The 13,054-nt window shown below is 43.5% G+C and carries 11 protein-coding genes; 6 read left to right on the top strand and 5 right to left on the bottom strand.

The window, feature by feature from the left end:
* The first annotated feature begins 737 nt into the window (after positions 1-737).
* The 6 genes from Q0W37_RS02315 (at position 738) to Q0W37_RS02290 (ending at position 7,119) form a co-directional block, all read left to right on the top strand.
* Complete coding sequence (locus tag Q0W37_RS02315; RefSeq protein ID WP_297698381.1) at positions 738-2,885, top strand: hypothetical protein; 2,148 nt, start codon at positions 738-740, stop codon at positions 2,883-2,885.
* A 29-nt stretch (positions 2,886-2,914) separates the two neighbouring features.
* Positions 2,915-5,074, top strand: a complete 2,160-nt coding sequence (locus Q0W37_RS02310; RefSeq protein ID WP_297698379.1) for an AAA family ATPase — start codon at positions 2,915-2,917, stop codon at positions 5,072-5,074.
* A complete protein-coding gene (gene mcrC / locus Q0W37_RS02305) occupies positions 5,061-6,119 on the top strand; it encodes a 5-methylcytosine-specific restriction endonuclease system specificity protein McrC (RefSeq protein ID WP_297698377.1) in 1,059 nt (352 codons plus the stop codon). Before Q0W37_RS02310 ends, mcrC begins: the two co-directional genes overlap by 14 nt.
* A gap of 84 nt (positions 6,120-6,203) precedes the next feature.
* On the top strand, positions 6,204-6,683 hold the full coding sequence (locus Q0W37_RS02300) for a DUF3990 domain-containing protein (protein WP_297698375.1): 480 nt from the start codon (positions 6,204-6,206) through the stop codon (positions 6,681-6,683).
* Positions 6,680-6,925: a hypothetical protein gene (locus Q0W37_RS02295; protein WP_297698373.1), complete on the top strand. Its 246-nt coding sequence runs from the start codon at positions 6,680-6,682 to the stop codon at positions 6,923-6,925. The genes Q0W37_RS02300 and Q0W37_RS02295 overlap by 4 nt, the downstream gene beginning before the upstream one ends.
* Before the next feature lie 11 nt (positions 6,926-6,936).
* Entirely contained in the window at positions 6,937-7,119 is a 183-nt protein-coding gene (locus tag Q0W37_RS02290) for a DUF3791 domain-containing protein (RefSeq protein WP_297698371.1), read from the top strand.
* Positions 7,120-7,207: 88 nt separating this feature from the next.
* Here Q0W37_RS02290 and Q0W37_RS02285 read toward each other — a convergent pair whose 3' ends face one another.
* The 5 genes from Q0W37_RS02285 to Q0W37_RS02265 all read right to left on the bottom strand — a co-directional run bounded on the left by Q0W37_RS02285 (position 7,208) and on the right by Q0W37_RS02265 (position 12,868).
* Entirely contained in the window at positions 7,208-7,636 is a 429-nt protein-coding gene (locus Q0W37_RS02285; protein ID WP_297698369.1) for a flavodoxin, read from the bottom strand.
* A gap of 41 nt (positions 7,637-7,677) precedes the next feature.
* Positions 7,678-8,280, bottom strand: a complete 603-nt coding sequence (locus Q0W37_RS02280; RefSeq protein WP_297698367.1) for a DUF3793 family protein — start codon at positions 8,278-8,280, stop codon at positions 7,678-7,680.
* A gap of 90 nt (positions 8,281-8,370) precedes the next feature.
* Positions 8,371-10,101 (bottom strand): ABC transporter ATP-binding protein, encoded by a 1,731-nt coding sequence (locus Q0W37_RS02275; RefSeq protein WP_297698365.1) that lies wholly within the window; start codon positions 10,099-10,101, stop codon positions 8,371-8,373.
* Positions 10,094-11,875, bottom strand: a complete 1,782-nt coding sequence (locus tag Q0W37_RS02270; protein WP_297698363.1) for an ABC transporter ATP-binding protein — start codon at positions 11,873-11,875, stop codon at positions 10,094-10,096. Before Q0W37_RS02270 ends, Q0W37_RS02275 begins: the two co-directional genes overlap by 8 nt.
* A 156-nt stretch (positions 11,876-12,031) precedes the next feature.
* Positions 12,032-12,868 (bottom strand): AraC family transcriptional regulator, encoded by an 837-nt coding sequence (locus Q0W37_RS02265; RefSeq protein WP_297698362.1) that lies wholly within the window; start codon positions 12,866-12,868, stop codon positions 12,032-12,034.
* Positions 12,869-13,054 lie beyond the last annotated feature (186 nt).

Raw genomic sequence — 13,054 nt, 5'->3', positions numbered from 1 at the left:
GGACGAAAAAAAAATGGGGGAGGGGAATGCCTTCCCCTCGCTCCAGCCCCAGTCCCACCCTTATTGTCATGCCCGCGTAGGCGGGCATCTCCTGTCGAACCCGCCCGACCGGGTCTTTCGCTACCCCTTCTGCGGGGCTCATGCGCCGCTCCGCAACGTCCTAGCTTATTCCCGCCCCTTCTAGAGTTTAAAAATCCAATTTTTTTTCAACTCTATTCAGAAAAGACAATTTTTGACATTTAATTGAATGTATATTATAGGAGAGATCAACTAATTGGGGGCCTTTGTAAACCAAAACACAAAATCGTTTGCATCGTGGATATGGGAAATATCGATGTTTTTCCTCATAATTCCGTGCTAAATTCACTATTTATAACATTTCTCAGCGACTATAACATTTTGGAATGTTATAATTGAGAAAAAATATTAGGCTCCGTTGACATTAAATTGAATATGTGTTTATGCGAAAAAAAATGAATCTGCTTATTTTCTTGGAAAGAGTATATTTTTATGCTTAAGGAGATTTGATATGCTCGATTTTACATACGTGAAGTGGATTGTGCGAATTCTGATGGTTTTCATGGGGATTTTCTTCATTTTGTACATTGGACTTGACACGTTTCTCGTTGTTAGCATTTGTGTCGTAATATTCATTTGCTCCCTTTTGCTTTACGATTCTTACCGAAAGGAAAAAAATAGACGATAACGCAAGAAACCTAAAGATAGGAGTATCAATTATGAAACTAGAAACAATTATGTCGGAAATAACCGCTGGATTAACTGGTGATAATAAAGCTGATATCGCCTATCTTTTCCAGACTGTTGAAAAATATCGAAATCATCAACTGGGAACAGAAATTATTCAGGAAATTCGTCGAATGATTTTTGAAAGGTTGCCGGAAAGAGAGCAGGAGGAGTGGTCAAAGTTATTACAGCAAGACATAAACAAGTCTTTCTACTCAAAATTTGATGAGGTTAAAGAGAAAGTTCGGAAAGGAGAATATGAAACGGCGCTTTCAATTATTGAGCCGATTACTAAAGACTTAGAAAAAATGATAAGTTTAGGACTATGTCAAGATGATTCGGTAAGTGAATATAGACATTTTAGTAGTTTGTTTGAAGAAATTTTATATAAAGAATTATATCATCCCACTCGAACGATTCGTGGTGTATTTCTCCCTATTGGCACGGCATTTTCTATTTGCGGAAGCGTTCTTATTGATTTGAATAGAGCAGAAAGTGCTAGGCTTGTTTTGGGCAAAGCGAAACAATGGGAGCCGATGAATGTTTCATTGGCGTTTGAATATGCGGAAACATATAAGCTGCAAAAAAATATGGATAGATTCTTGCAGTCAACAAAAAAAATATATGAGATTATATACAAGAAAACTGACCTTGCTCGTTTTTATAGGAACATTGGCTACTATTTCATCGAGAAAACACTTTGGGTAGAGGCCATGGGGGCTTTTATCTTAAGTTTGAATTTTGATACGGAATCGACAGCTGCTGCTGGAGAAATGGCTTACATAGAGGAAAAGGCTGGAAAGAAGATTGAATGGCCTAAAGTTGAAGAAATCAAGGAAATCTGTCAGAAGTACGATATTCCATTTGGACCGAATACTGATATTGCTGCGATAGCATGTCGATACGGAAAGTCTTTATTTGACGAAAAGCTGTCTGACTATGCGAAGTATTTTCTTGAAATCGCTTATTCTATGGTTCCTGCTCCAGAAATAAAGAAGATGCTTGATTCTCTTGGTGAAGCAATGGGAAGTGTAGATATTCTTAAATATCTTGATTTGCCCAAAGATTTTCAGCCCGTAAGAAACCGTCCTACAGATCCGGCAAATTGCGAATCATTTATGATGCAGAATAGTAATGCTCTGGTTCTGTTACAGATTTATCCAATTGATATTGATAAAACGATGCCCTTCCAAAATCCGCAGTCTGTTATAGATGGTATTCATCGAACTCTCAATGAAAATCAGGCTCTTATTGAGGTTGAAGGAAAATCATCTGATAAGGCTTCTTTTATTTACAGTATTATAAAGAATTTGCACGAGAATTCCGGTACAGGGGTGCAGTATTTTATGTTGATGCATATTCTTGTAGAAGGAAAGGCTTTTGCCGTGCAGGGATTCTTTGATGAATTTGGCGTAACGGGTGTTCGAGATTCAATAGTTTTTGAATTAATGATTCGTAATAAAGAAACGGATACTGAATTGAATGGTTGGGCTAGAGATCCTTATGATAAGAATTTTAATAGAAAGTATCTGATGAATCTTTCTGAGGAAAAAAGATTTGATGAACTCTTTCCCGAGCATCCATTAACCGTATGTAGAAATTTTATCAAAAGGGTAAAAAGGAACTTGTTTGACGAAGATAATCCATCATCAAAACTACGTTCAGAAAATTATCCAAAGCAACCGGTGGAACGTCCTAAAGGTAAATCTGTATTTGAGTGTTGCATTCATCCTGTGATAGATTCTAGTGTTGATGATGTTTATGCAAAATACATCCTATATACCGATGGACGATTGTATAAGGCAATATATACAAGTTCAAAAGAATCTATAGTTAATGGAAAGCAAATGCCGGTTTTGTATGAACTTGTCGGGACCTCGGAAGAATGCGCTAAGAATATAAAGTCTTTCCTTGTTGGGTGTTGTAGCGAGTATAAAACATGGCCTACGATAATTAGCAATTATGGAAAAGTGGAACGTGTTCGCTATTCATGCTCTCTGAAATTTCCGTCAAAGCAATTTTCCGGTTTAGATATGTTTGATGTTGAAAAATATGGTTCACTTATCAAGGAATTGTATGAAAAAGTGGCAACATTACTAGGAAATTACTTTCCTGATGTAAAATTGATAGAGAAAATTTGAAGTATATTTAAAGAAAAAAGGATTGAATTATGGCAGATAATCAATTTGATTGGGTTCCGTTTTACGAAGAATTGGCTCAAATTCTTCTAGGTTACAAGGATAAACGTAAAGAATTGGCTGCATTGGTTGAGTCCATTTTTGAAGGGATAGATGTTAAGAAGCCCGAATTTGAACAGGATGGTGTGGCCTTAGAAGACATGGATCCCTTCACGGTGTTTGGCTTGTTTAATAAGCACAGAATGCTTGAAACAAATCGATTGAAAATCATGGGGCGGATAAAAGAGATTTTTGGAGTTCAGTCGAATCTTCCGTCCACATTTGACAGCATTCCCACCGTAATGCCATTTAATGCTCGTTTTTATTGTTCGAAAGATGAAAGAAATGAGACGGATTTTGATGTCCTGTGGGGCTTGTTTGATCATGCCATGAATTTCAAAGACAATCAGTCGCAAGAGAATGAAGAATCTTTTGCGGAATATTATAATCTTGCGTTAAAGCTAAAGTACAATGCTTATGGCAAAATTACAATGGGTCTGTATTGGATTGCCCCTAATTTCTATTTGAATCTTGACAGCCTTAATGAACCATACATTTATAAATCAAAAAAAATACCAGATGATATAGTGGTCAGTTTGCCGTCTCCCAAATGTGGTTTTGGTGCGGAAGATTATTTAAAAGTTATGCAGAAAATCAAAGAATTCCTTCATAGTGACCGTAGTACATTGCGTAGTTTGCAGGAATTGTCTTTCGAAGCTTATAAAACTTTTGGTGAAAATGTTCATGAATCGGAAGAAAAAGGTCTAGGTAGTTCAAACAAACGTGAACGTCAATATTGGGTTTATTCTCCTGGCAGGAATGCTTCGAATTGGGAAAATGATAAAAACAATGGGGTAATGTCTGTTGGATGGGGGTCTATTGGTGATTTGAAAAACATCAATGACTACGAAGTGCTTCGTTCAAAAGTTAGGGATTTCTGGGGTGATCAAGAAAGTTCGCGCAAGAACGATACTCTGTGTCTTTGGCAACTTTCTAAAGAAATTATGCCTGGGGATATCGTTTTTGCGAAAAGAGGTACGAAAAAGATAATTGCATGCGGCGTTGTTCAAGAAAGTTATGAATATAACGAGTCCCTTGCCGAAAAAGGAAAAGACTCCTATATCCATTGCTGTAAAGTTAATTGGGTTGATGTTCATGATTACGAAACACAAGGTAAGTTTGCAATGAAAACACTTACGAACATAACCCGCTTCAAGGATACAGTTAAGGATTTGATGGAACAATATGATATAGACATGCCGCCGGTTGTGGATACTGTTTCTGAGTCGAATGATTTTTATTCTCGGGAGGCTTTCTTGAAAGATGTCTTCTTGAATGAAGAACAGTATGATGCATTGAAAGAGCTGTTGCTTAGAAAAAAGAACATTATTCTGCAAGGAGCTCCTGGCGTTGGAAAAACGTATATGGCAAAGCGGCTTGCGTATTCAGTTATGGGTGAAAAAGATGAAGATCGCGTCAAGTTGATTCAATTTCACCAGAGCTATAGCTACGAAGATTTTATAGTGGGCTATAGGCCTAGCGAAGATAGTCTTGGTTTTGAACCTCGCTATGGTTCTTTCTATAATTTCTGTGAAGAAGCAAGAAAGGAACCGGATAAACAATATTTCTTCATCATTGACGAAATAAATAGAGGTAATGTTAGCAAAATTTTTGGCGAACTATTCATGATGATTGAAAAAGATTATCGTGGTGAAAAAGTTTTGCTTCCGTATAAAGATGAAGAATTTTCGGTTCCGCCAAATATTTACATTATCGGTATGATGAATACAGCTGACCGAAGCATTGCGATGATTGATTATGCTTTGCGGAGGAGGTTTTCTTTTTATGATGTCAAACCGGCGTTTGAATCTGAAGGTTTCAAAAAAATCTTACAGAATGTTCAAGATGAACGTTTAAATAAGCTGATTCAGGTCATTGTTGATTTGAATAATGCTATATCGGATGATGAAACTCTCGGTGAAGGGTTTGCAATCGGGCATAGTTATTTTACAAGTGCGGAATTTGAAACAAATCCCAAGTGGCTTGATGCCGTTGTGGAATTTGATCTTGTTCCTCTCCTGAAGGAATATTGGTTTGACAATAAACCGGAAGTAGATCGATGGAGCGAAACCCTTCGAAATGCAATCAAGTAAAATCCCGATAAAGAATATTTACTATATGCTTGCCTATGCGTTTAAGTGCCTTAGGACGGGCGTATTCAAAAAATTGTCAAGCGAATCGTTTGACAATATTGAAAATTTATTTGCTGAAATACTGATTCTTGGATTGCGCTCTTTAGTCAAGCAAGGACTGCTTCGCGGATACGAAGAAACTTCAGATGGACTTTCTTCTCCTCATGGGCGTCTGAATGTGTCTGAAACGCTCAAAAGTGGAACTTTGCTAAAGCGAAAAATTGTATGCACGTTTGATGAATTTACGGAAAACATAGAGTTTAACCGCATTGTCAAAACAACTTGCGTTTATCTTAACTCCCTGCGTGATGTTGATTTGGAAAGGAAGACGAATCTTCGTAAATTGATGGGAAATTTTATGAAGGTTCAACCGATAGATTTGCATTTGGTTGATTGGAATAAAAGATTTAATCGTAACAATCAGACTTATAAGATGCTTGTATACGTCTGTCATTGGCTTTATTTGAGAAAAATACAAACAGAGGGAGGGGGAACGAATTTAGGAAAAAGTTTCTACGAAGAACGGAAATTAAGTGATTTATACGAAAAGTTTGTGTTTGAATTTTTTAGGCAAGAGTATTCTTCTTCTTTTTTGGTCAATGCGTCCCATATCGAGTGGCAATTAGATTATGGCTCGGAAATAGATCTTTTGCCTACAATGAAAACGGATATAACACTACGGCGAAATTCGAAAATTTTAATTATTGATGCTAAGTATTACGGGCAAGAAATGCAATCTAATCGAGATGTGGAAACCATTCGTTCCGGTCATCTCTATCAGATTTTTGCCTATGTGAAAAATAAGGCTTGGGAAATGCGAGAAACAGGCATAGTTGTTTCTGGTATGCTACTGTATGCAAAAACTGATGCTGCAATTACCCTTGATAAAAATTATAGTATGAGCGGAAATCAGATAAGTGTGAAAAATCTAGATCTTAATGTTTCCTTTGAAGATCTCCGTAAGCCCCTTGACGTAATTGCGAAAGAATTTATAGAAAAGGGATAAACTGATGATGAGCGAGCCGTTTCTTGCGAACTATATTGCGAATATGGAAGAATAATTGTATCTTTTTTATCTTAGAGGTCTAATATGAAACTTTATCACGGTAGCAACATTGCGGTATCCAAGCCCGAAATTCTTGTTTCGGACAGAAAGCTGGATTTTGGAACGGGTTTCTATCTGACCTCTAGTAGCGAGCAGGCTCAAAACTGGTCTGAATTGACCGTTAAACGGAAAGGCTCGGGTAGGCCGACCGTATCTATTTTTGAATTCGACAATCAAGATTTGTCAGGCCTGAAATGCTTGCGGTTCCAACAGGCTGATGTGGATTGGCTCCGTTTTGTTTCGGCAAATAGAAAGAACGAGAATGTTCCAAACGATTATGATCTCATTATTGGACCTGTGGCAAATGACAAGACGATGCCTGTAATCTCGCTCTATTTTGCGGGAATTTATGATGAAGAGGAGACAATCAAGAGACTTTTGCCGCAGAAGCTTCGCGACCAGTATGTTTTTCGCTCGGAACTCGCTTTGCAAAAACTTATATTTGTTAAGGCGGTAACTAAATGAACAAAGTCCTACCATTCATTCTCGATTACTACGATCGCGAAGTCTCGCAGATGATTAGCCAGAAGTATGGCTATTCTGCCATGGACGCATACAAAAAATTCATGTTCTCGAAGACGTACGAGATGTTGAGTAATCCTGAACTTCAGATGTGGGACTTTAGCTGCTTCGGTATTTTCGACATGTGGGAAGCTGAACAAAGAACGGGTGATCCTCGCAATTCCATTTATATCCAGAGGTGCTGATGGCAAAAGAAATGGAATTTTTCAGTTTTCTGATGGAACAGTATGCCGCCTACAAGGGGACTACTGCTAACAAGATTCTTGCGCGTCTTGAAGAAAAGAACCTGACAGATTTTGTTTATAGTATGTATGAGCGCTACCATACGGAAGCATTGCAGAATGCTTTCGATGATTTAGACAGATTGCTTAACGATTAACTGTCAGTCTTGATTTAAAAGCCCCAACGGAGTGTGATTCCGTCAGGGCAGCTTCAATCCAAAACACTATAAGAAAGAAAAGGTCTTTTTAGGCGGTGGCGAGAGTCTTGCCGAGTTCCTGACAAGCGGTCTTGCCTGCGTCATCGGGGGCGTTCTCGATGGCGAGCGGGTCTGCCACAAGTACGAGCCCGGCGGCTTCGGCGTCGTCCTTCCACGGGTTCATCCATTCGCCGCCACCCCAGCCGTAAGAGCCGAACAGGGCGACTTTCTTGCCGTTGAGTGCGGGCTTGACGGCTTCGTAGAAGGGCTGGAATTCAGAATCTTCGAGTTCCTCGGCGCCCATTGCGGGACAACCCAAAGCGTAGCGGCCGTATTCGGCCAATTGGCTCTGCGAAAAATCCGAAACGCTGAACACGTCGGCTTCTGCACCGGCGGCCTTTGCACCTTCGGCGACATACTTCGCCATCATTTCGGTGTTACCTGTTCCGCTCCAGTAGATTACTGCAACTTTTTCCATTGTGTTTCTCCTAGGTGAAATAAAATGTTGAGATCCTTCGACTACGCTGCGCTTCGCTCAGGATGACAGATGCCGCGGTCCTTTGCGCTTGCTACGGCGAGCATCGGCAGCGAGTAGCCTTTTTCAAATAGTTTGTTGAACACGTTGAAGCATTTGCGAAAGCAGGCGAATCGTTTTTCGCATTCGCTGACATCGCCGTAAACCTTCCAGTAGCCCGTATATTTGCTGTTTCTGCCGCTGTTGATAATGAACCCTTTCACGTCTTCAAGGGGGTAACCCAAGAAAAGACCGACTTCGTGCGGAAAGCAGTGACATTTACGGATTCGTCCGGTCATATAGGCGAGTGCGCTATCTGTGCTAAAATCTGCGTAACCGTAGGCTGCCAGAAAGTGACGAATCTCCGGCTTGGCAATGAGCTTTTGCAAGGCTTCTTCGCGATAGACGTAGATAAAACTGCGTCCGCAGCGTTCTGCAATAACGCGCACACACACGCCGCGAGGGTTGAGTTCCTTGTTCCAGTAGGCGAGCTGTTTGCAGAGCATTTCGCTGGCTGAAAATTCTAGGCAGAACAAGCTTCCAACCTTAAGCCCGGCGAGTGTTGGTGCGCATTGGCGAACGAGACGGTGATCTAAAAGACGGTTCATTTTTCTTGCGAATTACAAAGAAATTGTAAAGTTAGATTTCTCTAACAAATATACAAAAAAGCCTTGAAGTTTGTCAAGGCTAATTTTGTATTAATTTTTCTTCATTTGTAATTCAAGCATTTTGCAGAACAAGCCGCCTTTCGCCTTGAGCTCGGCGGGTGAGCCTGTTTCTGCAATGTGGCCATCCTGCAGCACCACGACCTTGTCAGCGTTGGCGATGGTTCGCATGCGGTGTGCGATGATGATGACAGTCTTGCCCTTCACCAGCTGCGAAATGCCGCGCTGGATCTTAGATTCGTTTTCCACGTCGAGGCTTGCGGTTGCTTCGTCAAGCAGGATAATCGGTGCGTCTTTCAACAGGGCGCGTGCAATGGAGATGCGCTGGCGTTCACCACCCGAGAGCGTGTCGCCATTTTCGCCGATAACGGTATCGTATCCCTGCGGCATTTTCTGCACAAAATCGTCGCAGCCGGCGAGTTTTGCGACTTTCAGAATTTCTTCGTCGGTTGCCCCGCGCTTGCCGATACGAATGTTGTCCTTGATGCTTGTATTGAACAGTACCACGTCCTGGAAGACGATAGAGAAGTTCTTGAGGAGCGTTTCGGGGTCAATCTTGCTGATATCCTGGCCACCGAGCTTTACCGTACCGCCTTGAATGTCCCAGAAGCGTGCGGCGAGCTTTGCTGCAGTCGTCTTTCCGCTGCCGCTTGGGCCCACAAGTGCGGTGATTTCGCCCTGTTTTGCCGTAAATGAAACCTTTTTCAGGACTTGCTTGTTTTCGTTGTAATTAAAGTCAACATCCTTGAATTCGATGTCATAATTGGCTGGCGTGAATTCCGTGTTGCCGTGCTGTATGGGCATCTGATCCATTTCGCGGAAACGGCGCAGACGTACGTTCACGAAGATCAGTTCGGCGAGGTTGTTGAATACGAGGAAAACCGGATTATAGATGGTCGCCGCGCACACGATGAACACCAGATAGGTGAACACGTCGATTTCACCCTTGGTCCAGAGCCTTGCGCCCGTAATCAGCACCGTGGCAAGTCCCATCTTGAGAATGCCCTGCGCCGAATTTAGGAACATGCCGACCTTGACATCGGAATCTATCTGCGTTTTTTCGTACATGATGCAGTCCTTGTCAAAATGGTCGAGGTAGGCGGCTTCGCCCGAGTAGGAACGGATTTCCTGCACGTTTTCGAGCCCTTCCTGGATATCTTCCATAATGATTCGGCGCGCATTGTAAGATCCCTCGAACCAGTGATCCTGAATTTTCTTGGAAAGAGCAATCAAAAGTGCGGCTGCAGGCACCACCCAGAAAAGTGCGATAGACATTTTCCAGTTGTAGCAGAACAGCATAATTCCGATAACGGTGACGCTTCCGATAGCGGCGAAAAGTTCCGGTACGGCGTGCGAGAAAATCATTTCGAGCGCGTTACAGTCGTCCATGATGGTCGACGTCAAGTCTGAAAGGTTCTTCTTGCCAAAGAAAGAGAGCGGCAACTTACGGAGTCTTTCTGCAATCGAAACGCGGCGGCGCATACTTTCGTCGTACACACTATCGTAGGTGGCGCTGTACGAGAAACCGTAAATCACGAGCATCACCACAAGAATCAACAGCGAAAATCCGGCGTAGAACAAGATTCCGTGCGGAGTCTTGCCAGCGAATTCGCCGATGCCCAGGTGTTCCATCAAGAAATAGAACATCAGCATCATCGGGAACATAAGCGATACAAAGTGCAAAAAAGTCCACACGACGCCGCGAACAAACGTTCGCGAACCTTCTTCGGTGAGTGCGAATTGTTTCTGAACCCATTTATACATTTTCGACTCCTTCATTTTTGGCGTTGTCAAGGGTCCATGTGACGGACTGCTGGTATTCTGCCCACATCTTGGCGTAAATACCGTTCTTTTCAAGCAATTCCGCGTGTGTACCTCGTTCGGCGATTTCGCCTTCTTCGACGACAATGATTTGGTCGGCGTCTACGACGCTCGTAAGCCTGTGGGCAATCATGAGCACGGTCTTGCCTTCGGCCAGTTTGTGCAATGCTTCCTGAATCAAACGTTCGTTTTCAGGGTCGGCAAAGGCGGTCGCTTCGTCGAGAACTACAATCGGTGCGTTCTTCAAGATGGCGCGTGCAAGCACGACGCGCTGCTGTTCGCCGCCCGAAAGGTAGGTGCCCTTGCTTCCGATAACGGTATTGATTCCGTCCGGCAGCTTGTTGATGATTTCGCGGCACTGGGCAAGATCGAGAGCCTTATTTACTTGTTCCAGGGTGGCGTCGGGGGTGCCGTAGCGAACGTTGTCCAAAATGCTCATCTTGAAAAGTCGCGTGTTCTGGAATACGAAAGAAACATTCTTCATCAGTTCCTTCGGATCGATCTTCTTTACAGAAACTCCGCCGATCGTGATTTCGCCGCTGTCGACATCGAAGAATCTCGGCAAAAGCTTTGCAATCGTACTCTTGCCGCCGCCCGAAGGCCCGACAAGTGCTACCGTGTGGCCCGCCGGCACCGAGAGCGAAATGTCGCTCAATACCTGTTTGTCGGTATCGGGGTAGGTGAAGTTTACATTCCAGAATTCAACATTGAAATGCTCCATAGGGACGGGATTTTCGCAGACTTCCAGATCCTTGGTGCGGGCAATGTCGTTGATGCGGTCCACCGCGATTCCGGCCTGGTTCGTGGCGTTGCTCAAGTACATACTGCGCATCACGCACTGCGAAAAGAGCGGAGTCACCAACACGTAAATCATCATGTTCACGATGGTGAGTTTCACGTCGTCGCCACGTCCGATAATTAGAATTGCCGTCGGGACAAGGAACAGGACGAAGCCGTTTACGAGCGTGGTGTAGATGCAGTAGGGAACTTTCCAGTTGTTGGAATAGGCGGTCACCATTTGGTGATAAGTTTCGATGGTCTTGTAGAAATTCTTGAACGAATAAATGGTCTGCTGGAAAACCTTGACCACGGGGATGCCGCGCACGTATTCAACCGCTTCGGAGTTCATTTCTTCGAGCGACTGCATGTAGCGTTCCATGAACTTGGTCCCCTTGCGGCCCAATGTTCCGAGAATGAACATGGCATAGACAATCGGAATGAGTGAGGCAAGGCCGAGACGCCAATCAAAAACGAACATCATCACGAGCGCCACGATCGGAATCAAGATGGTGCTTGAAATATCGGGCATCTGGTGCGCGATAAAGGTGTGGGTGATGGCTGCGTTGTCGTCGATAATCTTGCGGAGCTTGCCGGTCGGGTTCTTATCGAAGAATCCAAGCGGAGCGCTCATCAATTTTTTCATGGCGAATCGTCGTAAGTCGCCTTCGAGCCTGAAGGCCACCAGATGCGAACAGGCGAGTGCCGCGAAGTAGAGCAGAACGCTTGCGACGGATGCCAAAACCGCTCCGATGGAGTAGTCGAAAATCTTGATGTTCGTCATGTCGCCACCCATAAGGATCTCGCGGACAATTAGCCACATCAGTAAAAAAGGCACGAGCCCCGCGATGGCGCTCAATGCCGAAAGAATTAAAGCTAGCGGGAACAGCGGTTTTCGCGATCCCATGTATGCGTAGAGTTTAGAGAATGTTTTTTTCATAATTGTTCTAGAGGTTGTGAGGTGTGAGCTCGGTCGCTAATGCTCCCTTTGAGGTATGAGGTTTTATAAATGCACCGAAGGTGTTTTACTTTACTCAAAGCCTTGCTTTGCAAGGCAACCTCAGAGTGCGAAGCACGACCTCATTGCTCATACCTATTATGCTACATTCGTGAGTCTGTACTTTTTCCTGTATTCCTTCGGGGTCATGCCCATCACATCCTGGAAGGCGTGCGCGAACTTGCTCCCGTTATTGTAACCCACGGAGCCTGCGATTTCCAGAATCCCATGGTTGCTGTCTCGCAGTTCCTTGGCGGCGACCTTCATGCGCTCGCGGCGTGCATAGGTGAATACGGGCAATCCGAACACGTTCTTGAAGCAAAGCTTCATTGCAGTAGGCGGCATGTCGAATTTATCGGCGAGTTCTTCGATGGTGTAATGGCTATCCATGTTTTCGCAGATAAACGAACGGATGCCGTAAATTTTTTCTATCTGGAGCGAAGATAAATTGCATTCGCGACAGGCGAATTCGCGTTGGGTGTCGAGATTTTTCAGGGTGAGCAGAAGCTCCAAAATGGCAAGCCTGCCGTATTCCGCCTGCGTGTTTTTTGACTTGTTGTCGATCTTTTCGAAGGCGTTTGCCACCTCTTCTTTGGTATGGACGATAAACGGACGCCCCGGGCGGCACATTTTCTGGGCAAGCATATTGATGTCTATCAGGAACCCTGCAAAATGTTCGCGGATATACCTTGTCGATTCTTCGTAGAAGAGGATTCGGTCGCCGCAGTAATCGGCGGAGCGCGTTAGTGCCCCCGATGTCCATGCGTCGTAAACCAGCATTTCTCCTGTCTTCAACTGGTTGCAAGGGAGTGCCCCGCCTGCCCAGCTGATTTGCCCCTTTCGGCAAAATTCAAGAACCAAGATGGGTTCCCTTTCGAGCGTTGTATGGTAGCACCCGATTTTGTGCAGCCATTCAATTCCGTTAATGTTCAGCATGTTTTCCTCATAAATCTCTTTAAACCGGCTTTGTTAGTCTAGTCTTAAAAAGTAAGCCAAATCTAATTAGTAAACAAAACTTCGTCAAGGCTAATTTTGTTTCGATACTCTCTTTTTTTGGATACAATTCTGTCTAAATGGGCTTGAAAATGACTGAATGGGATTATATAAGGAAATCTAATCGGA

Origin of the sequence: uncultured Fibrobacter sp. (assembly GCF_947166265.1) — a bacterium.
Lineage (GTDB): Bacteria > Fibrobacterota > Fibrobacteria > Fibrobacterales > Fibrobacteraceae > Fibrobacter.
The sequence above is the reverse complement of the archived record's forward strand: the minus strand, read 5'-3'. Positions and strand labels throughout refer to the sequence as shown.

Coding starts and splice junctions, on each gene's coding strand:
- Q0W37_RS02315 (WP_297698381.1), top strand. CDS start 738: ATGAAACTAGAAACAATTATGTCGGAAATAACCGCTGGATTAACTGGT.
- Q0W37_RS02265 (WP_297698362.1), bottom strand. CDS start 12,868: ATGCTGAACATTAACGGAATTGAATGGCTGCACAAAATCGGGTGCTAC.
- Q0W37_RS02310 (WP_297698379.1), top strand. CDS start 2,915: ATGGCAGATAATCAATTTGATTGGGTTCCGTTTTACGAAGAATTGGCT.
- Q0W37_RS02280 (WP_297698367.1), bottom strand. CDS start 8,280: ATGAACCGTCTTTTAGATCACCGTCTCGTTCGCCAATGCGCACCAACA.
- Q0W37_RS02300 (WP_297698375.1), top strand. CDS start 6,204: ATGAAACTTTATCACGGTAGCAACATTGCGGTATCCAAGCCCGAAATT.
- Q0W37_RS02270 (WP_297698363.1), bottom strand. CDS start 11,875: ATGAAAAAAACATTCTCTAAACTCTACGCATACATGGGATCGCGAAAA.
- Q0W37_RS02275 (WP_297698365.1), bottom strand. CDS start 10,101: ATGTATAAATGGGTTCAGAAACAATTCGCACTCACCGAAGAAGGTTCG.
- mcrC (WP_297698377.1), top strand. CDS start 5,061: ATGCAATCAAGTAAAATCCCGATAAAGAATATTTACTATATGCTTGCC.
- Q0W37_RS02290 (WP_297698371.1), top strand. CDS start 6,937: ATGGAATTTTTCAGTTTTCTGATGGAACAGTATGCCGCCTACAAGGGG.
- Q0W37_RS02285 (WP_297698369.1), bottom strand. CDS start 7,636: ATGGAAAAAGTTGCAGTAATCTACTGGAGCGGAACAGGTAACACCGAA.
- Q0W37_RS02295 (WP_297698373.1), top strand. CDS start 6,680: ATGAACAAAGTCCTACCATTCATTCTCGATTACTACGATCGCGAAGTC.